Source organism: Lacinutrix sp. Bg11-31, from assembly GCF_002831665.1.
In the GTDB taxonomy this organism is placed as follows: Bacteria; Bacteroidota; Bacteroidia; order Flavobacteriales; family Flavobacteriaceae; genus Lacinutrix.
Window position 1 is genome coordinate 3,560,198 of record NZ_CP025118.1, and the last position, 26,586, is coordinate 3,586,783.

The window sequence follows — 26,586 nt, forward strand, 5'->3', positions numbered from 1 at the left end:
AAAAGTAATACATTGAAGCCTATTAATTAATTTAAATGAATATTAAACCAAACCTACTTATTACTTGTTACTTATTTCTTTTTTCTGTTTTATCTCTAAATGCTCAAGATGAAAGCTTATTAAACTCTAATACAATTCCTATTTCATTAAAAACAAATGCAAATGCTATAGTGCGTTTAGATTATACGCAAATAGAAATAAGCTCTATTAAAAAATATAGGTATAGTAAAAAAAGAATTGTTACTATAATTAATGAAGAAGGAAACAAAAAAATAGATGCAAGTGTTGGTTATGATAGTGGTATTTCTATCCATAAACTACAAGCAATTATTTATGATGCTTTTGGAAACCAGGTAAAGAAAATTCGTAAATCGGATTTTAAAGATGTTTCTGCAGTCAGTAATTTTTCGTTGTATGAGGACAGTAGAGTTAAATACATGCAATATACTCCAACAAACTATCCTTATACAGTAGTTTTTGAATATGAGTTCTCTACAAATAATACAGCATATATTCCGTCTTGGAAACCTCTTGAAGGCTATTCTGTAAGTACAGAAAAGAATCAGTTTGATGTTATTTATGATGTGTCTGTAGGGATTAATACACTAGAAAAAAACTTTGAAGGCTACACTATTGTAAATAAAAGCAAAGAAGGATTTGTAAGTTATACCGCAAGTAATTTGAGTGCTCTTAAATATGAAGCAATAAGTCCATTACTTAAAAACATAACACCGCAAGTGCTTATAACACCAGTTAATTTTCATTACGAAGGTTATACAGGGAAAACAGATGATTGGAAAAATTTAGGAAAATGGATGCATGACGAAATGCTACAAAATAGAACAGAACTTCCTGTTAAAACTAAAGAAACAATAATAAAACTTGTAGAAGGAATAGAGGATCCTATTGAAAAAGCGAAACTAGTCTATAAATATGTACAAGACAATACAAGGTACATAAGTGTACAAGAAGGCATTGGTGGTATACAGCCAATAGCAGCAGCGCAAGTAGATGAGGTAAAATATGGAGACTGTAAAGGGTTAACAAATTACACTAAAGCTTTATTAGACGTGGTAGATGTAAAATCTAATTATACTAGAGTCTATGCATCATCAAAAAATCAAGTAGACATAAATAAAGATTTTGTTACTTTTTTAGGACAAACCAATCATGTTATTTTAAATATACCAACACCACAAGGAAATGTTTGGTTAGAATGTACAAGTCAAACTTCACCATTTAATTATAATGGAGGTTTTACCGATGATAGAGATGTTTTTGTAATATCTCCAGAAGGAGGCGAAATTGTACACACTAAAATTTATACAGCTCAAGAAAATACTAAAGAAACAAAAGCAAAAGTACAATTAGAGGCAACAGGGAATATTAAAGCGCAAGTGGAAATTATTTCACAAGGAGTGAGATATGATAACCATTATTATATTGAAAACGAATTAGAAAAAGATCAAAAATTATATTACAAAGAATATTTTAATACTATTAATAACCTAGAAATTAATGCTATTAATTTTGATAACAATAAAGATGAAATAGTATTTACTGAAAAATTAGACGTTAAAATAACAAGATATGCCTCTAAAGCAGGAGAAAGAATATTGTTAAAACCAAATATTTTTAATGTAGAAGAATATGTTCCTCCACGTTATAAAAAAAGAAATTTACCTTTTCAAATTAATAGAGGTAAAGTAACTATAAATACGTTTGAGATAACAATTCCAGAAACCTTACAAGTAGAAGCGCTACAAGATGCTGTTACAATAACTAATAAGTTTGGTGAGTATCATTTTTCAATCACGGAAAAAGATAAAAAGACGTTAGTGTTTCAAAGAAAACTAAAATTAAAAAAAGGACAGTATAACAAAGAAGATTATAAAGAGTTTAGGGATTTTTTATTGCAAATAGTTAAGCATGATAAATCTAAAATAGTATTAAAAAATAAAAAATGAAGAAAACAGTATTAATTATTGCATTGTTATTAGCGCAGTTAGGATTTTCTCAAGATTTTAAATTTGGCAAAGTTAGTAAAGCGGAACTGGAAGAAACACAACATGCATTAGAGCCAGATGCAGATGCTGCAGTTTTATATAGGAGCCAGAATATTTCTTTCGACTATGTACAAGAAAAAGGTTTTGTTCAAAAAAATGAAATTCAAGAACGCATCAAAATTTATAATAAAGATGGTTATGATTATGCAACAAAAACCATAAAGCTTTACGATGAAGGGAATGATACAAAAGATAAATTAATTAGTTTTAAAGCCTACACCTACAATTTAAATAATGGTAAGATTGTAGAATCTAAACTAAAAAAAGATGGAATTTTTGAAGAAAAAACAAATCGCTATTGGAAAAAAACAAAATTCACCATGCCTAATGTTGGAGATGGCTGTATTATAGAGTATAGATACACAGTAGTATCGCAGCTATTAGGAATAGACGATATTGCTTTTCAAGAACTATTGCCTATTAATAAATTAGATTTTAAAGTATCAACACCAGAGTATTTTAAATATAAGGCTTTATTAAATCCAAAAGCGGCTTATCTCCCCAAATTAAATAAAACTGTTAGACAATCTAGTTTTTCTATTAATGAAACTAGTAGAACAAGTCCTGTGGGTATTAATCAAGGTAGTAATACTGAAACATCTTTTAACAAATCTAAGATTGATTACAAAAGTGACATTATTAGTTCTAACCTAACTAATATTCCTGCCTTAAAAAATGAAGTTCTTGTAGATAATCTTTCTAACTATCAGGCAAAATTAGTAATGGAGTTGCATTCTATAGAATATCCAAATCAGCCAACAAAAAGTTTTTCACGTACTTGGGAAGACGTAACAGAATCTATCTACAAGAATGAAGATTTTGGTAAGCAATTAAATAAGGATTATTACTTTCAAAAAGATGTAGACGCTATTCTTTCTGGATTAACAACTCCAGAAGAAAAAATAAGTGCAATCTATAACTATGTTAAATCTAAAGTAAAATCTAATGGATTAATTGGGTATTACTCAGATCTAGGTGTCTCAAAAGCATATAAAGAAGGTGTTGGAAATGTTGCAGATATTAATTTAATGCTTGTTGCAATGTTGAGATATAGTGGTCTTCAAGCAAATCCAGTACTAGTGAGTACTAGAAGTAATGGTGTGCCAATTACGGCAACCAAAACAGGTTTTAATTATGTAATTGCAGCTGTAGAATTAATGGATAAAGTTGTATTATTAGATGCTTCAAACAAATTTTCGACTGCAAATGTATTACCTAAAAACTTATTAAATTGGCAAGGACGATTAATAAGAGAAAATGATAGTTCTAAATGGATAAATCTTCAACCAAGCCAAGCCTCTAAACAAATAATTTTTTTAAATGCTACTATTAATGAAGATTTGTCAATAAATGGTAAAGCAAGAGAGCAGTTAACCAATCATTTAGCATTAGCACATAGAGAAGAGTTTAATGCTATAAATAACGAAGATCATATTTTATCTATAGAAGAAGGAAAAGGAGATATTAAAGTAAGTAATATAGATGTAAAGTCTAAAGACGAATTAAGTAAACCTATTTTAATTTCTTACGAGTACAGTTTGCAAAACGGAATAGAAGAAATAGCAGATAAATTATATTTTTCTTCTATGTTATTTTTTGCTCAAAAAGAAAACCCATTTAAACAAGAAACTAGAGAATATCCTGTGGATTTTGCATATCCAATTTCAGAAAAACATGTTATTAATATTAAAATACCTCAAGGATATCAAGTGGAATCTATTCCTGAAAGTGCTAAAATTCAATACAATTTAAAAGATGCTGAGTTTACATATGCAATTAGTCATAAAAATGATTTAATACAAATAATAACAAATCTAGATATTAATAAGTCAATTATTTTACCAGTATATTATCAAGACTTTAAAAAGTTTTTCGATTTAGTAATTAAAAAGGAGACAGAACAAATAGTACTTAAAAAAATGTAAATGGCATCATTATTTGGGCATGGTTTAGTTGGTTTTACATTAACTAAAATTGCGAGTTCTAAAACGTGTAAATTACTACTGTTTTTGGCTATTGTCTCCGCAATACTTCCCGATTTAGATGTTGTTACTTTTGGTAAAATACCGTACACGCATCCATTTGGGCATCGTGGATTTACGCATTCTATAGTTTTTGCTATTATTTGGGCAGCTATCTTAGCTTTTATATTTACAAAAACAAAACGTAAATTATTTTTTGTAGTTCTTTTTCTATCAACATTATCACATGGTGTTTTAGATGCTTTAACAACAGGAGGAAAGGGAATCGGTTTTTTTATACCGTTTAATAATGAGCGCTTTTTCTTTCCTTGGCAAGTAATAAAAGTGTCACCAATAGGTATTAGTAAGTTCTTCTCAAGTTGGGGAGTGCAAGTGATTTTAAGCGAATTAAAGTATATAGGTATTCCATGCTTGATAGTTTTATTATTTTTACATTTTAAAAGAAAGACAACAAAAATTTAATTTAAAAGATTACCGCTGGAGTTTATCTTGAGCGTAGTCGAAAGACAGGAAAGTAAAATGGACATTAAAAATGCACAACTAGAAGTAGATAACTGGATAAAAAACCATGGCGTTCGTTATTTTAACGAGCTTACTAACATGGCACAACTTACAGAAGAAGTAGGAGAAGTAGCCAGAATTATTGCCAGACGCTATGGAGAACAAAGCGAGAAAGAAAGTGATAAAAATAAAGATTTAGGCGAGGAACTAGCAGATGTTATGTTTGTAGTTTTGTGTTTAGCAAACCAAACAGGAATAGACCTGCAAGAGGCTTTCGATAAAAAATTAGATATTAAAACAAAACGCGACCACGATCGTCATCATAATAACGAAAAGCTTAAATAGTTTTTCTTTTTTTCATTTCCGCGAAGACGGAAATTTTAAATAATTGTTTAATCCGTAATGTTATTCCTGCGAAATCGAAGATTCACGATTTCAATAAAAGAAAATAAGAATTAATAAGTAATGCAGGAATCCACTCTTTTAAATATGAATATAATTTTACAAAAATCTTCAATTAAAAAGAAGTCAGCAATACAAATTACAGGTTCAAAAAGTGAGTCTAATAGATTGTTGTTATTACAAGCCTTATACCCAGAAATTAATATTGAGAATGTGTCTAACAGTGACGATTCGCAATTAATGACAAAGGCTTTAGCGTCTAAAGAACAAGTAATAGATATCCATCATGCTGGAACAGCAATGCGTTTTTTAACGGCTTATTTTGCGACTCAAAATAATAGAGAAACAATAGTTACTGGCTCTAAGCGTATGAAAGAGCGACCAATTAAAATATTGGTGGATGCTTTAAATCAATTAGGAGCAGATATTTTATATAAAGAAAACGAAGGTTATCCGCCACTTTTAATAAAAGGAAAACAATTAACTAAAAGTAAAGTCTCGTTAGATGCTAATGTAAGTAGTCAATACATTTCGGCATTATTACTTATAGCTTCAAAATTAGAAAACGGATTAGAGTTAACCTTAAATGGGAAAATAACATCTGTGCCTTATATTAATATGACTTTAAGTTTGTTAAATGAGCTAAATATTGAATCCAAATTTGAGGGTAATGTAATTACTGTAAAACCATTACAAGAAAAGGTAGAGCCTAAAACATTAATTGTAGAGTCAGACTGGTCTTCGGCTTCTTATTTTTATAGTATTGTTGCTTTAGCTGAAGTTGGAACTTTAATTGAAATTTCATCTTACAAAAAAGATAGCTTGCAAGGAGATTCAGCTTTGTCAGAAATTTATAAAAGCTTTGGTGTTACCACTATTTTTAAAGGAAATACGGTATTAATTGAAAAAACAACGAACGTAGATTTTAAAACTGCAATAGATTTTGACTTGGCAAATTCGCCAGATATTGCACAAACAATCTCTGTTACAGCATTTGCTTTAGGCTTAGAATCTAATTTAACAGGATTACACACGCTTAAAATTAAAGAAACTGATAGATTGGAAGCTTTAAAAACTGAAATTGAAAAACTTGGTGGAGAAGTAGAGATTACTAACAAAAGTCTTCATCTTAAAAAATCTAGCAGAATTAAAGAAAATGTTGTTGTAGCGACATATAACGACCATAGAATGGCAATGGCTTTTGCGCCTTTGGCTTTAAAAACACCTCTTGAAATTGAAGATTATATGGTGGTTTCAAAATCGTATCCAACCTTTTGGGACGATTTAAAGCAACTCGGTTTTCAGTTTAATATAAAATAAATAATAATAAACAGTCATTTACTTGACAACGCCTATCTTGAGATTGTATCTTTGCAACTTTCTAATACTTAAAACATACGATAAGCATGAAAATGAAATTATCACACTTTAACTTCGAATTACCTGAGGAGTTATTGGCAGAATATCCAGCAGAAAACAGAGACGAGTCTCGTTTAATGGTCTTAAATCGAAAAGAACAAACTATAGAGCACAAACAATTTAAAGATCTTATTGATTATTTTGAAGAAGACGATGTCATGATTCTTAATAATACAAAGGTTTTTCCTGCACGTTTATTTGGAAACAAAGAAAAAACTGGTGCTAGAATTGAAGTGTTTTTATTACGTGAGTTAAACGAAGAACAACGCCTTTGGGATGTTTTAGTAGATCCAGCACGTAAAATTAGAATTGGAAATAAATTATACTTTGGTGATGACGAAACACTTGTTGCTGAGGTAATAGATAATACAACATCTAGAGGTAGAACGTTACGTTTTCTTTACGATGGTTCTTACACAGAATTCCGTAAAAAATTAACTGAATTAGGTGAAACACCATTACCTAAATATATTAAAAGAGATGTAGAACCTGAAGACGAAGAGCGTTACCAAACAATTTTCGCTAAAAAAGAAGGTGCTGTAGCAGCTCCAACAGCAGGAATGCATTTTTCTAAGCACTTATTAAAGCGTTTAGAAATTAAAGGTATCGATTTTGCTGAGGTAACTTTACATGTTGGTTTAGGTACTTTTAACTCTGTAGAGGTAGAAGATTTATCTAAGCATAAAATGGATAGTGAAGAAGTAACTATTGGGCCAGAAACAGTAGAGAAAATTAATACTGCGCTTAAAAATAGAAGACGTATTTGTGCTGTAGGTACAACTGCAATGCGTGCTGTTGAGAGTGCTGTATCTTCAAACCATACTTTAAATGAGATTGATGGTTGGACAAATAAATTTATTTTTCCTCCTTACGATTTTAGTATAGCCAATGCTATGATTACTAATTTTCATACACCAAAATCTACATTAATGATGATGACTTCTGCTTTTGCAGGTCATGATTTTGTTAAGCGTGCTTACGATGAAGCTGTTAAAGAAAAGTATAAGTTCTATAGTTATGGAGATGCGATGTTAATTATCTAATCCAGAACTTGTTTCGTGATCTCATGATATTATCAGGAGTTTCATAAAAAAAATAAAAGCCTTATCGAAATCGATAAGGCTTTTTTATTGCCATTAAAGTCACGTCCTGAAATATGTATATACTAAACCACAAGTATATGTATAAAAATGACAGAGTAACTAGACGTTATAGCGAACCTTTCAAATTAAAAATTTTATCCGAACTTAGTTACTGGTAAATACACCAAGAGTCAATTAGGAAAATTCTATAGTATTGTGGAATGTCTAGTTTTGTTATTTCACTCTAATAACTGATATGTATTCAAGATAAATTTTTGGATATGACCTTAAACAGTCTAGAACTCTAAGGGAGTGTAAGAGCTCTAAATAAAGCAGTATGTCAAGAAAAAAAATATTAAAGAACTTATTCGTCATTCGGACAGAGGGATACAATATTGTAGCAATGTATACACGCAAATACTAAAAAGAAAAAAGATAGGTATTAGTGTGACAGAAGAAAATCATTGTTACGAAAACGCAATGGCAGAGCGTATAAACGGCATTTTAAAAGACGAATTTTATTTGGATCAAACCTTTATGAATGTAGCCCACGTTAAAAGAGCAGCAAAAAATGCAATCAAAATGTATAATGAAATAAAATCACACCTATCTTTAGACTTTAAAACACCAAATATGGTATATCAATTATCAGCATAAAATTAAATCTGTAGCCGTATTTTAGGACTAGACATGCGAAAAAACAAATATGAATTGACAAACATTAATACTTCTAATTTTTGGTTTTACTCTAATAATCTCTTGTAAGAAAAATGAAGAGCCTGAATTATCTGAGGTTGAAATCTGGAAACTAAGTTGGAGAATGATAGAAAATTTCTTTAAGAATAACAGGTATAGATTATTGAACTATATCTGTTATTCTAAAAAAATTTCTCATAAGCTATACTTTTCATAACCAATATAGTATGATGGGTAGATAGTAACAATTAATTATTCAGAACGAATAAATAATAAGTCTCTATTGTCTAAGGTTGCTTGACCAGAACTAACTTTCCAACGTATTTCAATAACTTCCCCAGCGGTTAAAGCAGTAACCTTTGCTTGGAGAGATACAACTGAGTTAAGTGATGTAATTTTTCTGCTAGAATTAACTAACTCAGTTCCATTTTGATAAATACTGTAAGTGGTAGTAGTTTCGGAGGTAGATGTTGTACCGGCAGGGTATAGTTCTCCATAATGTACACCTGCAATTGCTAGAGCTCCTATTCCAGTACCAATATCTCCAGATATCGTAGAACTTACATCAGATGATACCGCACCACTAGTAGTAAACATAACAAATGATGAAAGTCTCCTTAAATCAATAGGAGAAACACCCGATGGTTCTGTAAGAATGCAACTCGCCCCTACACTTAATGCTCCTGACTTTGTAAACACCCTTCCTTCCATGCTCGTGCTAACTCCTAACGAAATCGCTCCAGCACGAGAAACCAAGGACCCCTTGAAAATTGAATTTGCACCTGTAGACATGGGAAGTTCAGACACCCAGAATACATTATTTGCGCTTGCTCCATTGGTCAAAATTACACTGGTGCCAACTCCCGTAGTTAATGGACCGGTACTCCTGATAATAAACACAGAATTTGGGTCTCCACCACCATTAAGAGTTAATGTTCCAGCAACTGATGTAGATCCAACTATATCGTAGACACCTGGAGCCAAATGCTCTCCATTGCCAAAAACAAGAGAGTGTGATGTGTTAGTGGCAGTTAAAGTAATTAGGTCTTGGTATATTAAGTCAATATCAATGATACCTTCGCTAGTATTAAATTCTTGATTGACTGCACTGGTTAAATGCTGACCATTGAATGAAACTGAATAAGTACCAATTTCAAGTGCCTTTGTCATGCCTGGCACCAACATAGCAGTAGTGGATGTGGTACTAATAATGTCACCAGAAATAGCAGAATCAATCATAGATCCTTCATATCTTTTGATACCTATCCAATTAGGCGAGGAAGGTGATCCAGTATTTAATTGACCGTCAACCAATGTCGTATTAAAAATAATTAATCCTGTCGCAGGGAGTGTGATATTATCTCTTTCTGTTGTGGTTAATCGTGGCATTAAAAGCCCTTTACTGGAGGAAGAAACGTCTAGAATAGAAGAGGTATCAGGTGTGGTTGTTCCTATACCGACTTGAGCATAAATACTGCCTAAAGGCAATAAGAATAATTGTACAACAAAGCATTTTAAAATAAATTTCATAAGATAAGTTTTAAGTATTTGGGGTAAGCTATACTAAAAAACGGTGTTAATCCTGATTTTTATGCTTTTTATCGATAAAATATACGAATAATGTAAATTTAATGTAAATATAATCAATAGCTAATATTCAGAACGAACAAACAATAAGCCTCTATTGTCAAAGGTTGCTTCACCAGAATTAACTTTCCACCGTACTTCAATGGTTTCCCCGAAGGTTAATGTAGTAATCTTCGCTTGGAGAGATATAACTGAGTTCAGTGAAATAATATCTCTACTAGAATTAACTACCTCAGTCCCATTTTGATAAATACTGTGGGAAACAAAGTACTGTGCTGAAAAACAAGTAAAATTTCATTACTTTTTCACTAAAGTACCTCTATAGCTTTCATTGTATATTAATCCTAGTTTAGAAATAGCAAAAGTTTGTTTTAATAGCTTATTACAAATAGCAATTATTGTATAATTAATTGCTATGGCAAGTGATTATTTTGAAAATTCCTTCGGAATTTTCTCTTGTTCGTATTTGTTTACTAAATCAGTTACTTAACCACGCAACTAACCATACACAAGACCGTTAGAGTTTATATTTCGCTGCGCTACACATTAGCCACAATTAGAAAAAAATGATACGATTAGAAATTTTCATACATATCTTATTAATATAGAAACAATAGAAATGAGAATATTTGACAAACTATTTGGGAAAAAAGAAGCAATTCAGGATTCGGACAAACTAATGGACGAAAATATTTTTTTGGAGAATTATAAAAATATCTAAATCCAATAGTTCTGGTAATTATGAAAAGCAATAAACTGAATTAAATAAGGAACTTTCAAAACATTCTGCACTGGAGGTTCTTGAATTTGACAATAGATTTCGAACACTTCGAGGACAAGCATACACTTGGGATTTGTGGGCTGCTGCTTATATTATGGGAGGATGCTTTGATGACTGTTTTTCAGACTTTTGAGGTTGGCTAATTGATTAAGGAAAGGAAATATTTGAAAATGCGATGCAAAATATAGAGACTCTTGTTCAACTTGAACACGAATGGATAATGACGATTGGGAAAGATTGAGTTATGCACCAAGGGATGTTTATGAGAAAAAAACTGGTGGAGATGAAATGCCGAATGGAATAAAAGAAAATTTTTAAAATTATTGGAGCAGAATGGGAAGAAGAAGATGATGTGTTAAAAGCGAAATATGCAAAACTTCACGCAAAGTGGGAAATTGAATAAATAAAAACTGCGGCTAACAATGGCAATAATTAATACGGGTTTTGGAACTTAATCTTAAGTTTAGAACTTTTAACTAAGTCCGTCAAATCTTTTGATTTGGCTTTTAAAAAAGAAAAGATAAAACGAAATAAAAAGTTTTGGCTAAGTGCTTTATCGAAAGTTAACTGCTTTTAATTCCCGTACTAACCATAGCCGAGACGTTAGGCAAAACCAAGAAAAAACGCTCTCAGATTTGATTCTGAGAGCGTTTTTTAATTTATCTATCCACATATCAATTTTTTCTAAGTAAGAGTGGGTAAATTATCTATAGCGATTCGCTATTACATCATGCCTGGCATACCTCCACCCATTGGCATTCCGCCAGCAGGAGCATCTTCTTTAATATCAATTAAAGCACACTCGGTAGTTAATATCATTCCGGCAACAGAAGCAGCGTTTTCTAATGCAATTCTAGTTACTTTTTTGGGATCGATAATACCAGCTTTAAGCATATCTACATATTGTTCAGATTTAGCATCGTAACCAAAGTCTTTTTTACCTTCAGATACTTTGTTTACTACAACACTACCTTCTCCACCTGCATTCTCTACAATTGTTCTTAAAGGCGCTTCAATAGCACGTGCAACAATTTGTATTCCTGTAGTTTCGTCTAAGTTTTCTGTAGTAATTTTACCTAAAACGGCTTTTGCTCTCACTAAAGCAACACCACCACCTGCAACAATACCTTCTTCCACAGCTGCTCTTGTAGCATTTAAAGCATCGTCAACACGATCTTTCTTTTCTTTCATTTCTACTTCACTAGCTGCACCAACATAAAGTACTGCAACACCACCTGCTAATTTAGCAAGACGTTCTTGTAGTTTTTCTTTATCGTAGTCGCTAGTTGTAGATTCTATTTGAGATTTAATCTGGTTAACACGATTTTTAATTAAATCTTTATCTCCAGATCCATTAACAACTGTAGAGTTGTCTTTGTCTATAGTAATACGTTCTGCAGTACCAAGCATTTCAATTGAAGCGTTTTCAAGAGTAAATCCTCTTTCTTCAGAAATTACAGTTCCTCCAGTTAAAATAGCAATATCCTCTAACATTGCTTTACGTCTGTCTCCAAAACCTGGTGCTTTTACAGCAGCAATTTTTAAAGAACCACGTAATTTATTAACTACTAAAGTTGCTAATGCTTCACCATCTACATCTTCAGCAATAATTAATAAAGGCTTTCCTGTTTGTGCAACTGGTTCTAAAATTGGCAATAAATCCTTCATTGTAGAAACCTTTTTGTCATATAATAATATGTAAGGATTCTCTAAATCAGCAATCATTTTTTCGCTATCTGTTACAAAGTAAGGAGATAAGTAACCTCTGTCAAACTGCATACCTTCAACTACTTCTACATACGTATCAGTACCTTTAGATTCTTCAACAGTAATAACACCTTCTTTTCCAACTTTACCAAAAGCTTTAGCAATTAAATCACCAATAAGCTCATCGTTATTTGCAGAGATTGAAGCTACCTGCTTAATCATTTCAGAAGAGTTTTTAACCTCTTTAGCTTGTTTTCCTAAATCTTCAACAATAGCTTTTACCGCTTTGTCGATACCACGTTTTAAATCCATAGGATTTGCACCTGCGGCAACATTTTTTAAACCTTCTTTTACAATTGCTTGCGCTAAAACAGTTGCAGTTGTAGTACCATCACCAGCTAAATCGTTAGTTTTAGAAGCTACTTCTTTTACCATTTGAGCTCCCATATTTTCTAATGGGTTTTCTAACTCAATTTCTTTTGCAACACTAACACCATCTTTAGTAACAATAGGCGCTCCAAAAGAACGGCTAATAATTACGTTTCTTCCTTTTGGTCCTAAAGTTACTTTTACTGCATTTGCTAATGCATCTACACCACGTTTTAATCCGTCGCGAGCTTCTATATCAAATTTTATGCTTTTTGCCATGTTATTCTATTTTGTCATTCCTGCTAAAGCAGAAATCTATGTTAATTGAAATTATTTTTTGTTGAATGAATTCCTGTTTTAGCAGGAATAAAAGATTAAATGATTGCCATTATATCTTCCTCACGCATCATTAAATAGTTTGTACCTTCTAACTTAATTTCAGAACCAGAATACTTTCCGTAAAGTACAGTATCTCCAACTTTAACAGTAAGTGGTTCGTCTTTTTTTCCGTTTCCAATAGCTACAACAGTACCTTTATGTTGTTTCTCTTGTGCGCTATCTGGAATATATAGTCCAGAAGCAGTTTGCGTTTCAGCAGGAAGTGCTTCAACTAGTACACGATCTGCTAGTGGTTTAATGTTTATTTTGCTCATGTTATTTTTATTTAGCCTGTTTAGAATACAGGCGGTTCGTTATTTTTATACTTTATAGATAAGCTAAAAATGTGCCATTACAAAGTAACTGACAAACTTACAGATTATATGCTGTAGCTATTAGAAACAAAAAATGCCAACTGTTAAGTTGGCATTTTTTTATAATATTATATTGGTGATATTAGTTGTCATCTTCTGTTTCTTGAGTTGTATTGTCTACAGCTGGTGCAGGTGCAGGTGTTACAGGTACTGTTATAGCATTTTCATCTAAGGCCTTAGAATCTCCTGTTGCTCCAGCACGTGGAATAGATAAGCTAGACACTAAAATTAATGCCACTAAAATAGTAGCTAATGTCCAAGTACTTTTATCTAAAAAGTCTGTTGTTTTCTTCACTCCTCCTAATTGCTGTGTTCCACCTCCTCCAAAAGAAGAAGATAATCCTCCACCTTTAGGGTTTTGTACCATTATTACTACTATTAGTAAAAAGGCAACTATAACAATTAGTATTAAAAATATTGTAAACTGTCCCATTATTCCTTGTTATTTTGTTCTTGTAATTCGTTTATTGCTTTAATTTGGTCTGCAAAGAAACCACTTTTTTCTGGATATTTCAAACTTAATATTTTATAAGATTGAATTGCTTTTTTATAGTTCTTTTGTTCAAGATAAATACGCGCTAAAGTCTCAGTCATTAAGGCTTCAGGCTGAATCATTTGCGCTTTAGCGATATTGTGATTTGATGTTGCAGTTTTTTTTGCGACTAACTTTGGGCTCTTTTCAATAAATTTTTCGATAAGATCAAACTTTTTAGCTTTAGCTAATGATCTAACAGATTTTTTAGATTTTTTTTCTTCGGAAGAACTCTTGCTAGATTTTACTTCACGATCAATAGGAGTAAAGCGGGTTAAAGTTAACCACTCGTTAAAAGAATGTGTCTCAACTTTTTCAAACTGAAGCGGTTTCCCAATGTTTAAGACGTCTTCTGCTTTTATTAGTTCGTCAGCTTTTTTGGTTTTAACTTCATTTTTAAAACTTGCAACTTGTTCTGTGTCTATTTTTGGCTGAAATAAATCAGGATCTAAAGTGTATTTAGTGTCTTCAATTTGCTGTTTTAAAATAGTGTCTATTTCTACACTTTTTTGAATTGAAATATTTTCTGCATGAACCTCTATATCTAGTAAATTAGCGGTGTTTTGTTTAATAAACTGTGATACTTCGTTTTGAGTAAATGTTTCAGAAGTAATAAAATCAAACAAAATACTTCTATCTGTAGTATAAGCTGCAGTAGTTTTTAAAGCATTGTTGTATTTAAAACTATCAGCATTTTTTAAACCTTTAATATAGAGTGCTCTCGCAGATTGAAAATAAGGAAAGGCTTCCACAATATTTTTTAAGTCATCGGTTTGAGACTTGTCAATGTGCTGTGGTGCTTTAAGAATATTTAAAAAATTGGTCTGATTCATTTTACCACTTAGCTAAAGATGCGTTAAAAATATCTTGAGTTATACGTTCGAAAATCTCTTCTAAAGCAGTATCTTTTACACTACCACTAAGTAAAGAACTTCCTGCATAATCGTAGAAAAATGAGAATGTTTTTTCGAAGTCGTCATCTTCCGCCTTTTTATTGTAAAAACGCACACGTACTCCTACTGTAAGTCTGTTTTGTGCAGCTGTATTGTCTGCTGTTGCTGTAGTTGGAGAAATACGATATTCTGTAATTTCACCTTCATAAACTAAATCTCCATTAGAGTTTACAAGTTCTAAATTAGTTTGGTTTACTATTAAGTCTTGCAACGCTATAGTAAAATCTCTATCTATTCCTGGCTCAACTTGTGCAGCTGTATTTTGGAAGTAGTTTACCTGAAAAGATTTTACATCAGCTTGAATATTTGTTCCAGATAAAGAATAAAAGCCACAGCTAAAAACTGAAACTGTTACTATTAGTATTAGAATGTGTTTTATGTATTTCATCTTGTGCTCACGAAAGTGAGTATCTTTTATTTGTTGTTTTTAATGCTTTTAAGTTTGATAATAACGAGAAACTATAAATCAAATTGTTTAATCTTTCGATAAAGTGTACGCTCGCTAATACCTAATTCTTCAGCGGCTAATTTACGTTTACCACTATGTCTCTCTAAAGATTTTTTTATTAATTCTAGTTCTTTATCGTGAAGAGATAACGTTTCTTCCTCCTCTATTTCTTCAGCAAAATGATATTTGTCGTTAGTTTCTGCTGTATAAGATTTAGTTGTTTCAGTTTTCTGCGGAATAGCCAATACTTGCAAGTCTTCTAGAGTTTCTTCGTCATCGTTATCACCATAGATTTTTTCAATTAAACCTTGATTATCTTCTTGAACATCTTTAGCATTTCCTTTTTTCATTAACTCCATTGTAAGCTTCTTTAAATCATTTAAATCTGCTTTCATATCAAACAATACTTTGTAGAGGATTTCGCGTTCGCTACTAAAATCGCTTTCAGATTTTGTGGTCTTAATTACAGCAGGTAAGTTACTTCCTGTTGGTAGATAACCTCTTAAAGTATCGGCAGAAATTGCTCTATTTTGTTCTAAAACTGAAACTTGTTCAGCCACATTTCGTAACTGTCTAATGTTTCCACTCCAACGGTATTTTATTAAATTAAGTATAGCATCATCCGATAGCTTTATGGTTGGCATTTTATATTTCAATGCAAAATCACTAGCAAATTTTCTAAACAGTAAATGGATATCTTCTTGTCGCTCACGTAAAGGTGGAAGGTTGATTTCTACAGTACTTAATCTGTAGTATAAATCTTCACGAAATTTTTCTTTTTTAATGGCTTCAAACATGTTTACGTTTGTTGCTGCAACAATACGTACATTGGTTTTTTGCACTTTACTAGAGCCAACTTTTATAAATTCACCATTTTCGAGAACACGTAATAAGCGTACTTGTGTGGTAAGTGGTAATTCTCCAACTTCGTCTAAAAAAATAGTGCCACCATCTGCAACTTCAAAATAACCATTTCTGGCTGCAGTTGCACCTGTGAAAGCGCCTTTTTCGTGACCAAAAAGTTCACTATCTATTGTGCCTTCTGGTATTGCGCCACAGTTTACTGCAATGTATTTGTTGTGTTTTCTGTGCGAAAGTTGGTGTATTATTTTTGGAATACTTTCTTTACCAACACCACTTTCTCCTGTTACCAAAACAGAAATATCTGTTGGAGATACTTGTATAGCTTTTTCTATAGCACGATTTAAAGTGGGACTATTTCCAATAATTCCGAAACGTTGTTTTGTTGCTTGAATTGATGATTCCATATGTTTTCCTGCGTATGTAAGAAAGTTTTTTTATTATTTCATTGAGAGTCCAACAGCTTCACCTATTAGTGTTGCTTTTGTACAATCTGTTATTTTTACGTTTACTAAATCTCCAATGTTGTAATTTTCTTTTGGAAATACGGCAACAATACTATGTTGGCTTCTTCCAGACCATTGATCTTTAGCTTTTTTAGATTCTTTTTCTACTAATATTTCTATAGTTTGTCCTAAAAATTGTCGTGTTCTAAGCTCGCTATGTTTTAATTGAAGCGCAATAATCTCGCTTAATCGTCTGCTTTTTGTGGTTTCTGGAATATCATCTTCAAATTTGCGTTCTGCAAGCGTTCCAGGTCTTTCAGAATAGGTGTACATATAACCAAAGTTATATTTCACATATTCTAATAAGCTTAAAGTGTCTTGGTGATCTTCTTCTGTTTCTGTAGGGAAACCAGCAATAAGATCTTGACTAATTGCACAATTAGGAATAATTGAACGAATATTATCTATTAAAGTAAAGTACTCTTCGCGTGTATGCAAACGATTCATCTCCTTTAAAATACGGTTACTTCCGCTTTGTACTGGTAGATGAATGTGATTACAAATATTATCATATTTTGCCATCATTTTAATAACATCTAAACTCATGTCTTGAGGATTAGAGGTCGAAAAACGAATACGCATAGTTGGTTGTGCTTCTGCACATATTTGAAGTAGTTTAGAGAAATCTACAGCAGTTGCCTTTTGCATTTCCGTAGCTTTTACAAAATCTTTTTTCATACCACCTCCATACCAAAGGTAGCTGTCTACATTTTGGCCAAGCAAAGTAATTTCCTTGTAGCCTTTACTCCATAGATCGTTAACCTCTTCAATAATACTTTGTGGATCGCGACTACGTTCTCTGCCACGAGTAAATGGGACAACACAAAAGGTACACATATTATCGCAACCACGAGTAATAGAAACTAAAGCAGTAACACCATTACTGTTTAAACGTACAGGAGAAATGTCTCCATAAGTTTCGTCTTTAGACAAAAGAACGTTTATTGCATCGTGTCCATCTTCAACTTCTGCTAAAAGATTAGGTAAATCTTTATAAGCATCTGGTCCAACAACAAGGTCAACAATTTTTTCTTCTTCTAAAAATTTAGTTTTTAAACGTTCTGCCATGCAACCTAAAACACCAACTTTCATTTTTGGGTTAATACGTTTTACAGCATTATATTTTTGTAAACGTTTTCTAACGGTTTGCTCTGCTTTATCTCGAATAGAGCAAGTGTTTACCAGAACTAAATCTGCATCTTCTAGCGTATCTGTTGTGTTGTAACCTTGTTTGTCTAATATAGAAGCCACAATTTCGCTGTCACTAAAATTCATAGCACAACCGTAACTTTCAATAAAAAGTTTCTTAGAATTGTTCTCTTTTTGCTCTAAAATTAAAGCTTCTCCTTGTTTAGCTTCGTCTATAGTTTTCTCCATAAATATTGATAAAATCAAATCAATTAGTATGCAAAGATAAGATTATTTAAATAAAAGTGACAAAGTGGCAGTTATAAATTATAGTTAAAAAACTTACATTTGAAGCATTAATAATTAAATAAAATAAAGCAGATGAATTTTTCTGAAATAGAAAAGAAAATAGAAGCAAATAAGGTTTTAGATTTTGGAACAATTTTTAACAAGTCTATAGAGTTGTTTAAGAAAAGTTGGATGCATGGGTTGTCGTTACAACTGGTTGCATTTGTAATTATTATTCCTTTTATATTAATTTTTTATATTCCATTTGTAATGGCTATAGTTGCAAACTCTGAAAATGGGCAAATGAATCCTGATGATATGTCTGTGCTTTTAGGAGGTTTTTCTATTTTATATATGGGAGTTTTTATTATAGGTATTTTGCTGCTTAGTGTAGTAACTGTCGCTATGCGTGCAGCCTTTTTTAAAGATTTAGCATCAATAGATAGAGGAGAAACGGTAAGTTTTAAATCGTTATTTTACTTTTTTAAAACGCCTTATTTAACTAATATTTCTCTATTAATGTTAGCGAGTATGGCAATTTCAATAGTAGCAATGCTATTATGTTATTTACCTTTGTTTTATGTTATGGTTCCAATGTCATTCTTTATTGTAATTTTTGCATTTAATCCGGAATTAACAGTTTCAGAAATTATTAAATTGAGCTTTAAATTAGGGCATAAAAAATGGCTAATTACTTTTGGGTTAGTTATGGTATCTTCATTGTTAGCTTCTATGGTAGGAATGTTATTATGTGGAATAGGAATTATTGTTACAGCAGCTTTTGCAGATCATCCATTATACTTTATATATAAAGAAGTTATAGGGGAAGATACTGCTGATTCTGTCGAGAAAATAGGTATTGAATAAATTGTAAAAAGCCTTGTTTTTCAAGGCTTTTTATTTGGTGTATATATAATGGTATAGTATTTTAATTAGGTTCATATATTTTTTTTGCTATACCTTTGCACTCATAAAAAATGAAAAATGGCTAAGAATTTAGTAATAGTTGAGTCACCTGCGAAAGCAAAAACAATCGAAAAATTTCTTGGAAAAGATTTTAAAGTAGAATCGAGTTATGGGCACATTTCCGATTTGCCTTCTAAAGAATTGGGCGTTGATGTAGAAGGTGATTTTGATCCAAAATACGAAGTATCCTCAGATAAAAAAGCAATTGTAAAAAAGCTTAAAGATTTAGCGAAAAAAGCAGAAATGGTTTGGTTGGCTAGTGATGAGGATCGAGAGGGTGAAGCTATTGCTTGGCACTTAGCTGAGTCTTTAGGTTTGGTTAAAGAGAAAACCAAACGTATTGTTTTTCATGAGATTACTAAGTCTGCAATACAAAAAGCAGTAGAAAACCCAAGACAGATAGATTACGATTTGGTAGATGCACAACAAGCACGTCGTGTATTAGATAGAATTGTAGGTTACGAGTTGTCTCCAGTGTTATGGAGAAAAGTAAAAGGAGGTTTATCTGCAGGACGAGTGCAATCGGTTTCAGTTAGATTGATTGTAGAGCGTGAAAAAGAAATTAATGAGTTTAAGGCTGAAGCATCTTATAGAATTGATGCTGAGTTTTCAAACGAAGAAGGACAATCGTTTAAAGCAAAATTGCCAAAATCGATTAAAACAAAAGCAGAAGCTTTAAAGTTTTTAGAGCAAAATGCAAATACTACGTTTAAGGTTTCAGACTTAGAGAAAAAACCAGCAAAGAAATCACCTTCTGCACCATTTACAACTTCAACATTACAACAAGAAGCATCAAGGAAATTATATTTTTCAGTAAGTAAAACCATGACTATGGCACAACGTCTATACGAAGCCGGTTTAATTACTTATATGAGAACAGATAGTGTAAATTTATCTAACGAAGCAAAGCAAGGCGCAGCAAAAGAAATTATTGATGCTTACGGAAAAGAATACGCAAAAGAACGTAATTATAAAGGAAAGTCTAAAGGAGCGCAAGAAGCTCACGAAGCCATTAGACCAACAAATTTTGCAGTACACACTGCAGGTTTAGATTACGACCAAACAAGATTATACGAGTTAATTTGGAAACGTGCTATTGCATCGCAAATGAGCGAAGCAAAACTAGAGCGTACCAATGTAAAAATAAATGCTGCAGCACATAAGCAAACCTTTACTGCTAATGGAGAGGTGATTACTTTCGATGGATTTTTAAAAGTCTATTTAGAAGGTACAGATGATGAGGATTTAGAGCAGCAAGAAGGGATGTTGCCAGCAATGAAAATTGGTGAAACATTATTAAACAATAATATTACAGCTACCGAACGTTACACAAGAGCACCTTATAGATTTACAGAAGCATCACTTGTAAAGAAATTAGAAGAACTTGGTATTGGTAGACCCTCTACATATGCGCCAACAATTTCTACTATTCAAAATAGAAACTACGTAGAGAAAGGGACGATTGAAGGTGTCGAACGTAATTACACACAATTGGTTCTTGAAAGCGGAAATGTAAAAGATAATTTACTTACAGAAAAAGTAGGTTCAGATAAAGGAAAATTAGTACCAACAGATATTGGTATTATTGTAACCAACTTCTTGGTAAATCATTTTTCAAGTATTTTAGATTACAGTTTTACAGCTAATGTAGAAGATCAGTTTGATGATATTGCAGATGGTAAAGCAGACTGGAAAGATGTAATGAAGGCTTTTTATAAAGACTTTCATCCAAGAGTTGTTGATGTACAGGAAAATGCAGAAAGAGAATCTGGAGAACGTATTTTAGGAGAAGACCCTAAATCTGGAAAGCGCGTAAGTGTGCGTTTAGGTAAGTTTGGGCCAATGGTGCAAATGGGAATGTCGGACGACGAAGAAGGCCCAACTTATGCAAGTCTAAGTCCAGATCAACAATTAGGAAGTATCACTTTTGAAGAAGCTATGGATTTATTCCAGCTTCCTAAAAACTTAGGGACTTACGAAGATTTAGAAGTTGCTGTTAATAATGGTCGTTTTGGACCTTATGTGAAATTTGGTGAAGCTTATGTTTCGTTACCAAAAGGTACAGATCCTTTAACAGTAGAGCTGAATGATGCTATTGTATTAATTAAAGAGAAGCAAGAAGCAGATGCTCCTATTTACATGTATAAGGATTTACCTGTGCAAAAAGGGAAAGGACGTTTTGGACCATTTATAAAATGGAATAACATGTTTATTAATGTAAACAAAAAGTATGATTGGGATAACTTATCTGATACTGATATTGTTGAGTTAATAGAAGTAAAGATTCAAAAAGAAATTGATAAGGTTATCCATAATTGGGAAGATGAAGGTATTCGTGTTGAAAAAGCACGCTGGGGAAGGTTCAATATTTTACAAGGTAAAGTGAAAATTGAATTACCTAAAACAACAGATGCCCCAGCTTTAACTTTAGAAGAAGTGAAAGCTATTCTTGAGAAAAACGCACCAAAGAAGAAGAAAAAAGCAGTCAAAAAGAAACCTGCGACTAAGAAGAAAACTACAGCAAAAAAGAAATAACATATGAACTTTAATTTCTTGTCTCCAGTATCAGATGCGGTTTTAGCTCATAACGAGTTATTAACAATGCAGGCTTTAGGGAGAAAATTAAGGATTCACTCAACACAACAAGGAATTCCTGATTTAGAAGGCGTTTCGGTTGCTATTATCGGTGTTTTAGAAAATAGAAACGATGTTAATTACATAGGTGAAGAATTTCAGCTTAATGAAGTTCGGAAATCTTTTTATGCATTATTTCCTGGGAGTTGGAACACAATTATTGCGGATTTAGGAGATATTAATAGAGGTGAGTCTGTGGAGGATACTTATTTTGCCCTAAAGACAACTGTTTCGATTCTAGTTCAGAAAAAAATTATTCCAGTTATTTTAGGTGGAAGCCAAGATTTAACCTATGCCATTTATCGTGCTTACGATAATTTAATGCCAATGGTTAATATTGTTAATGTCGATTCGCGTTTCGACATAGGTGATTCGGCTAAGCCAATTAAAAATAATAGTTTTATAGGTAAAGTGATATTAGATGAGCCTTATAATTTATTTAATTATGCAACCTTAGGTTATCAAACCTATTTTAATTCGCAAGAAGAAATAGATTTAATGGAGCGTTTATATTTTGAAGCGTATCGATTAGGTGAAATATCTAACGATATCACTATTGCAGAGCCAGTTATGCGAGATGCAAATGTGGTAAGTATAGATCTTGGCGTTGTAAAAGCTTCAGAAGTAAGTTTAAAACAAAGGCTTTCTCCAAATGGTTTAGATGGAAAAGAGATATGCGCTATGGCACGTTATGCAGGAATAAGTAATAAGGTTTCAACATTTGGTATATTCGAGTATAAACCGTCTTATGACGATGAAGTAACAGCAATGTTAATATCGCAAATGTTGTGGTATTTTATTGAAGGTGTAAACTGTAGGATAAAAGATGACGACTTTTTAGATGATAATAATCATCAAAAATTCACTACTTTAGCGGACGCTGAAGAATTAGTATTCTATAAAAGCACTAAAACAGGAAGATGGTGGATAGAAATACCTTTTTTAGCAAATGTTAATAATAAATTAAAAAAGCATACGTTATTACCTTGCACGCACAAAGATTATTTAGAGGCATGTAATGGTAAAATACCAGATAGATGGTATAAAGCGTATCAAAAGAATAGTGTATAATTATTGGAAATCGCTCAATTTTAACAGTTCGTTAATCGTTTAAAAGTAATTTTAACACGTTTAAATGTAATTATTTTCCTTTAAAAAGTTGTTTTTTAAATAATATATAAATATGTTTACGCTCTTGAAAATTTAGGAGTATATAATTAACCTCGAGTTTTATAATGAATATGAAGAAGTTTGTATTATTAACAGTAGTTTTAACACTTTTAGCCGGTTGTGGTTCTAAAGACAAAGGTCAATTAGTTGGTGTTAAAGGAAAGAAATGGCATCCAGAGAAGCCTTACGGTATGACTTTGGTACCTGGAGGAGCATTTATTATGGGTAAAGCTGATGATGATTTAGCTGGAATTCAAGATGCACCTGCAAAAACCGTTACGGTAAGAGCTTTCTACATGGATGAAACAGAAATCACTAATAGTGAGTATCGCCAATTTGTAGAATGGGTTAGAGACTCTACAATTAGAACTAAATTAGCGATTTTAGCTGATGAAGTTGGAGAAACTGGTGAGAGTGGAGAACCAGGTGTTGGTCAATTTGCATTTAAAGACGCAAATGAGGAGGAGATGACTCCTTACGAGAAATACATGTTAGACAACTATAGTGGTCTTGGTGAAACAGGTTACGAAGGAAGAAAATTAAATCATGATGTAGATTTGATTTTTGATACTGCAGAATATCCAGACGAATATTACGTAGAAGTAATGGATACTATGTATTTACCTATAGAAGAGTCTTACAACGGTCAGCGTACTTGGGATGTCACTAAATTTAAGTTCCAATATTCTTACATGGATATTGAAAAAGCAGCAAAAAACAAAAACTTACGTCGTAAAGATGTTATTATAAAAGAAGAAGTAGAAATCTATCCAGATACTACAGCTTGGATTAGAGATTTCGCTTATTCTTATAATGAGCCTATGCACAACGATTATTTCTGGCACGATGCTTATGGAGATTATCCTGTAGTTGGTGTGTCTTGGAAACAAGCAAAAGCTTTTTGTCAGTGGAGAACACTAGTTCACAACTCTTACAGAAAAGAAAAGAAAAGACATTACGTAAACTCTTATCGTTTACCTTCTGAAGCAGAATGGGAATACGCAGCTAGAGGAGGTTTGCAAGCAGCAACCTTTCCTTGGGGAGGACCATATGCTAAGAACGACAGAGGTTGTTTTATGGCAAACTTTAAACCATTACGTGGAGATTACGCAGCAGATCAAGCATTATATACGGTAGAAGCAGATGCTTTCGAGCCTAACGATTTTAACTTATATAATATGGCAGGAAATGTTTCTGAATGGGTAAATGCATCTTACGATCCAAGTTCTTATGAACACATGTCTACAATTAATCCAAGTGTAAACGAAGCTAGTAACCAACGTAAAGTAGTTAGAGGTGGTTCTTGGAAAGATGTTGCATACTTCTTACAAGTAAGTTCAAGAGATTACGAATATGCAGATTCTGCAAGAAGTTATATTGGCTTTAGAACAGTTCAAGATTATATGGGAACTGAAGTTACTGCTAACTCAAGACGTTAATAAATAAACCTTACTAAAATTAATAAAAAACTAAAAACTAAAACTTAGAAATTATGGCACAAAAAGGTAAAATCACAGTAACTAATATGATTTATGGATTAGGAGCAGCAATTGTAATTGTTGGAGCCTTGTTTAAAATTCAACACTGGCCTTATGGTTCAGAAATATTAACGTTAGGAATGATTGTGGAAGCTTTAGTATTTACATATTCTGCATTCGAAAGACAAACAGCAGATACAGACTGGTCTTTAGTTTATCCAGAATTAGCTGGAGGAATGACTACAACAAAAAAAGGAAAAATAGAAGAGCCTAAAGATGCTGAAGGTTTATTATCGAAAAAATTAGACAACTTATTAAAAGATGCTAAAATTGATGGTGAATTAATGGCTAGCTTAGGTAATAGTATTAAAAATTTCGAAGGTGCTGCTAAAGGTATATCTCCAACAGTAGATGCAATGTCTGCAACAAAAAAATATGGAGAGGAAATGTCTCTTGCTGCTGCACAAATGGAATCTTTAAACAGTTTATATAAAGTACAAATGGAATCTGCTAGTCGTCAAGCGACTATTAACGAGGAGTCTGTAGAAAATGCAAACAAGCTTAAAGAACAAATGCAATCTTTAGCATCTAACTTATCTTCTTTAAATGGAGTCTATGGTGGAATGTTAACTGCAATGAACAAAAACTAATTAGTATAACTATATTAATAACTTAAAAAACTAATTAGACATGGCAGGAGGAAAAGCATCCGCAAGGCAGAAAATGATTAACTTGATGTATTTAGTATTCATCGCAATGATGGCTATGAATATGTCAAAGGAAGTGCTATCAGCATTTGGGCTGATGGAGGCGAAGTTCGCTGATTCTAATGAAGCAACAATCGAAAGAAATGACAAATTGTTAGCTGAGCTAGAAGGGAAAGCTGATGAGAATCCAAAAGAATTTAAAGTACCTGCAGCGCGAGCTCAACAGGTTAAAATTATTTCAGATAAATTCTACAAATACATCGAAACTCTTAAAAGAGATTTAGTAAAAAAAGGCGAATATGTATTGGATGAGAAAGGTAAATTACCATTTGAAGCAATGGATAAAACAGATATTCTTGATGAACTATGGTTTACTGGAGATCGTTTAACTAAGAAAGGTGATGAAGTTATGACTAACATTAACGCTTATAAAAAAGCAGTTAATGATATTCTTTCTACAGACGAAAGTTATAGAGGAAGAGCCCAAGCTTTTGAAAAAACATTTAGTACAGAAAAAGTTGAGAATAAAGATGGGAAAAAAATCGATTGGTTAGCGTATAACTATCAAGGTTTTCCAGCAATTGCTTCTTACACTAAATTAACAGCGATGCAGAATGATGTTAAAGTAACAGAGTCTGATATGTTTAGTTTATTCTTAGGAAACATTGTTTCAGAAGCAACAACTTTAAATAATTACAAAGCAATTGTATTGGCTGATAAATCTGCATTTTTTGCAGGTGAAAAATTTCAAGGTAGAGTTGTAATTGGTAAGTATGCCAATGTTGCACCAACAAAATTAGTGGTTCAAGGTAAAGAAATTGACTTATCTAAATCTATTGATTCTACTGGAGCTGCTACATTAGATTTTAATGTAGGAAATGTTGGGGAACATGATATTAAAGGTAAGTTTACTTTTATAGAAAATGGTCAGGAGTTAGAAATCCCTATCGTTAATGCTAACTACGTAGTAGTACCAAGACCAAATTCGGCAACCATATCAGCAGATAAAATGAATGTAGTGTATAGAGGTGTTAAAAACCCAATGACTATTTCTTTTGCTGGAGTTCCAGATAATAAAGTATCTGCTAGTGCTAGTGGTTTAACTAAAGCTGGTAAATCTGGTAAATATACAATGGTACCTACTTCAGGTAAAGAGGTTACTATCATTGTAAGTGCTACTTTAGACGATGATTCTAGAGTTAGTGATAAAGCTACTTTTAGAATTAAAGATATTCCTAAGCCTACAGGTCAATTAGCAGGTATGTCTAACGGTAAATTACCAAGAGCTAATATTGCTGCTGGTACTGTTAAAGCAGAATTACTTGATTTTGATTTCGAATTACCATTATCTGTAACAGGCTTTAAAGTAAAAGTTCCTGGACAGCCTAGTATTACTGTAAGTGGTAGTAAAATGAGTGGTCAAGCTAGAGCAGCAATTAACAAAGCAAGAAGAGGTGACGATGTTACGATTTTCGATATTAAATCAAGATCTAGTGGACCAGCAATTAAGCCTGCATCTCCAATAGTTATAGAGTTAGCTAACTAATTAACTTTGTAATTAAATTAATAAA

Annotated in this window: 21 protein-coding genes and 1 pseudogene; 14 read left to right on the forward strand and 8 right to left on the reverse strand. The window is 32.3% G+C overall.

Annotated features, from left to right (window positions below; translation table 11 throughout):
• Nucleotides 1-35 precede the first annotated feature (35 nt).
• The 7 genes from CW733_RS15930 to CW733_RS16480 all read left to right on the forward strand — a co-directional run bounded on the left by CW733_RS15930 (nucleotide 36) and on the right by CW733_RS16480 (nucleotide 8,109).
• Entirely contained in the window at nucleotides 36-1,967 is a 1,932-nt protein-coding gene (locus CW733_RS15930) for a DUF3857 domain-containing protein (RefSeq protein ID WP_100998450.1), read from the forward strand.
• Nucleotides 1,964-3,991, forward strand: a complete 2,028-nt coding sequence (locus tag CW733_RS15935; RefSeq protein ID WP_100998452.1) for a transglutaminase domain-containing protein — start codon at nucleotides 1,964-1,966, stop codon at nucleotides 3,989-3,991. Before CW733_RS15930 ends, CW733_RS15935 begins: the two co-directional genes overlap by 4 nt.
• Nucleotides 3,992-4,510 carry a metal-dependent hydrolase gene (locus CW733_RS15940; protein WP_100998454.1) on the forward strand — a complete coding sequence of 173 codons (519 nt, stop codon included), beginning with the start codon at nucleotides 3,992-3,994 and terminating at the stop codon, nucleotides 4,508-4,510.
• 57 nt (nucleotides 4,511-4,567) lie between these two features.
• On the forward strand, nucleotides 4,568-4,894 hold the full coding sequence (locus tag CW733_RS15945) for a nucleotide pyrophosphohydrolase (RefSeq protein WP_100998456.1): 327 nt from the start codon (nucleotides 4,568-4,570) through the stop codon (nucleotides 4,892-4,894).
• A 144-nt stretch (nucleotides 4,895-5,038) separates the two neighbouring features.
• Nucleotides 5,039-6,271: a 3-phosphoshikimate 1-carboxyvinyltransferase gene (locus CW733_RS15950; protein ID WP_100998458.1), complete on the forward strand. Its 1,233-nt coding sequence runs from the start codon at nucleotides 5,039-5,041 to the stop codon at nucleotides 6,269-6,271.
• Between the two features lie 92 nt (nucleotides 6,272-6,363).
• On the forward strand, nucleotides 6,364-7,413 hold the full coding sequence (gene queA / locus CW733_RS15955) for a tRNA preQ1(34) S-adenosylmethionine ribosyltransferase-isomerase QueA (protein WP_100998903.1): 1,050 nt from the start codon (nucleotides 6,364-6,366) through the stop codon (nucleotides 7,411-7,413).
• Nucleotides 7,414-7,893: 480 nt separating this feature from the next.
• Nucleotides 7,894-8,109 carry an integrase core domain-containing protein gene (locus tag CW733_RS16480; RefSeq protein WP_255411499.1) on the forward strand — a complete coding sequence of 72 codons (216 nt, stop codon included), beginning with the start codon at nucleotides 7,894-7,896 and terminating at the stop codon, nucleotides 8,107-8,109.
• A 291-nt stretch (nucleotides 8,110-8,400) separates the two neighbouring features.
• Here CW733_RS16480 and CW733_RS15970 read toward each other — a convergent pair whose 3' ends face one another.
• Nucleotides 8,401-9,678 (reverse strand): ice-binding family protein, encoded by a 1,278-nt coding sequence (locus tag CW733_RS15970; RefSeq protein WP_100998462.1) that lies wholly within the window; start codon nucleotides 9,676-9,678, stop codon nucleotides 8,401-8,403.
• Between the two features lie 830 nt (nucleotides 9,679-10,508).
• Between CW733_RS15970 and CW733_RS16790 the strand changes: the two are divergent.
• Nucleotides 10,509-10,649, forward strand: a pseudogene (locus tag CW733_RS16790) (DUF4240 domain-containing protein); the annotation flags it as partial.
• Nucleotides 10,650-11,239: 590 nt separating this feature from the next.
• Here the strand turns inward: CW733_RS16790 and groL are convergent.
• The 7 genes from groL to miaB form a co-directional block, all read right to left on the reverse strand.
• Nucleotides 11,240-12,871: a chaperonin GroEL gene (gene groL, locus CW733_RS15980; protein WP_100998464.1), complete on the reverse strand. Its 1,632-nt coding sequence runs from the start codon at nucleotides 12,869-12,871 to the stop codon at nucleotides 11,240-11,242.
• A gap of 95 nt (nucleotides 12,872-12,966) precedes the next feature.
• On the reverse strand, nucleotides 12,967-13,245 hold the full coding sequence (locus CW733_RS15985; RefSeq protein ID WP_100998466.1) for a co-chaperone GroES: 279 nt from the start codon (nucleotides 13,243-13,245) through the stop codon (nucleotides 12,967-12,969).
• A 181-nt stretch (nucleotides 13,246-13,426) separates the two neighbouring features.
• Nucleotides 13,427-13,777 carry a preprotein translocase subunit SecG gene (gene secG, locus CW733_RS15990; protein ID WP_100998467.1) on the reverse strand — a complete coding sequence of 117 codons (351 nt, stop codon included), beginning with the start codon at nucleotides 13,775-13,777 and terminating at the stop codon, nucleotides 13,427-13,429.
• Nucleotides 13,777-14,709, reverse strand: a complete 933-nt coding sequence (locus CW733_RS15995) for a hypothetical protein (RefSeq protein WP_100998468.1) — start codon at nucleotides 14,707-14,709, stop codon at nucleotides 13,777-13,779. Before CW733_RS15995 ends, secG begins: the two co-directional genes overlap by 1 nt.
• Before the next feature lies 1 nt (nucleotide 14,710).
• Complete coding sequence (locus tag CW733_RS16000; protein WP_100998470.1) at nucleotides 14,711-15,217, reverse strand: LptE family protein; 507 nt, start codon at nucleotides 15,215-15,217, stop codon at nucleotides 14,711-14,713.
• A 71-nt stretch (nucleotides 15,218-15,288) separates the two neighbouring features.
• The gene (locus CW733_RS16005; RefSeq protein ID WP_100998471.1) at nucleotides 15,289-16,545 is read right to left on the reverse strand and encodes a sigma-54-dependent Fis family transcriptional regulator; all 1,257 of its coding nucleotides are present in this window, start codon (nucleotides 16,543-16,545) and stop codon (nucleotides 15,289-15,291) included.
• Between the two features lie 33 nt (nucleotides 16,546-16,578).
• A complete protein-coding gene (gene miaB / locus CW733_RS16010) occupies nucleotides 16,579-18,021 on the reverse strand; it encodes a tRNA (N6-isopentenyl adenosine(37)-C2)-methylthiotransferase MiaB (protein ID WP_100998472.1) in 1,443 nt (480 codons plus the stop codon).
• Nucleotides 18,022-18,153: 132 nt separating this feature from the next.
• On the opposite strand from miaB, the gene CW733_RS16015 reads away from it, so the two are divergent.
• The 6 genes from CW733_RS16015 to gldM all read left to right on the forward strand — a co-directional run bounded on the left by CW733_RS16015 (nucleotide 18,154) and on the right by gldM (nucleotide 26,561).
• A complete protein-coding gene (locus CW733_RS16015; protein WP_100998474.1) occupies nucleotides 18,154-18,927 on the forward strand; it encodes a hypothetical protein in 774 nt (257 codons plus the stop codon).
• Between the two features lie 117 nt (nucleotides 18,928-19,044).
• A complete protein-coding gene (gene topA, locus CW733_RS16020; protein WP_100998476.1) occupies nucleotides 19,045-21,561 on the forward strand; it encodes a type I DNA topoisomerase in 2,517 nt (838 codons plus the stop codon).
• 3 nt (nucleotides 21,562-21,564) lie between these two features.
• Nucleotides 21,565-22,731 carry a formimidoylglutamase gene (locus CW733_RS16025; RefSeq protein ID WP_100998477.1) on the forward strand — a complete coding sequence of 389 codons (1,167 nt, stop codon included), beginning with the start codon at nucleotides 21,565-21,567 and terminating at the stop codon, nucleotides 22,729-22,731.
• A 164-nt stretch (nucleotides 22,732-22,895) separates the two neighbouring features.
• Entirely contained in the window at nucleotides 22,896-24,269 is a 1,374-nt protein-coding gene (gene gldK / locus CW733_RS16030; RefSeq protein WP_100998479.1) for a gliding motility lipoprotein GldK, read from the forward strand.
• Between the two features lie 53 nt (nucleotides 24,270-24,322).
• On the forward strand, nucleotides 24,323-24,958 hold the full coding sequence (gene gldL / locus CW733_RS16035; RefSeq protein WP_100998480.1) for a gliding motility protein GldL: 636 nt from the start codon (nucleotides 24,323-24,325) through the stop codon (nucleotides 24,956-24,958).
• A 40-nt stretch (nucleotides 24,959-24,998) separates the two neighbouring features.
• Nucleotides 24,999-26,561, forward strand: a complete 1,563-nt coding sequence (gene gldM, locus CW733_RS16040; protein ID WP_100998482.1) for a gliding motility protein GldM — start codon at nucleotides 24,999-25,001, stop codon at nucleotides 26,559-26,561.
• The last annotated feature ends 25 nt before the right edge of the window (nucleotides 26,562-26,586 follow it).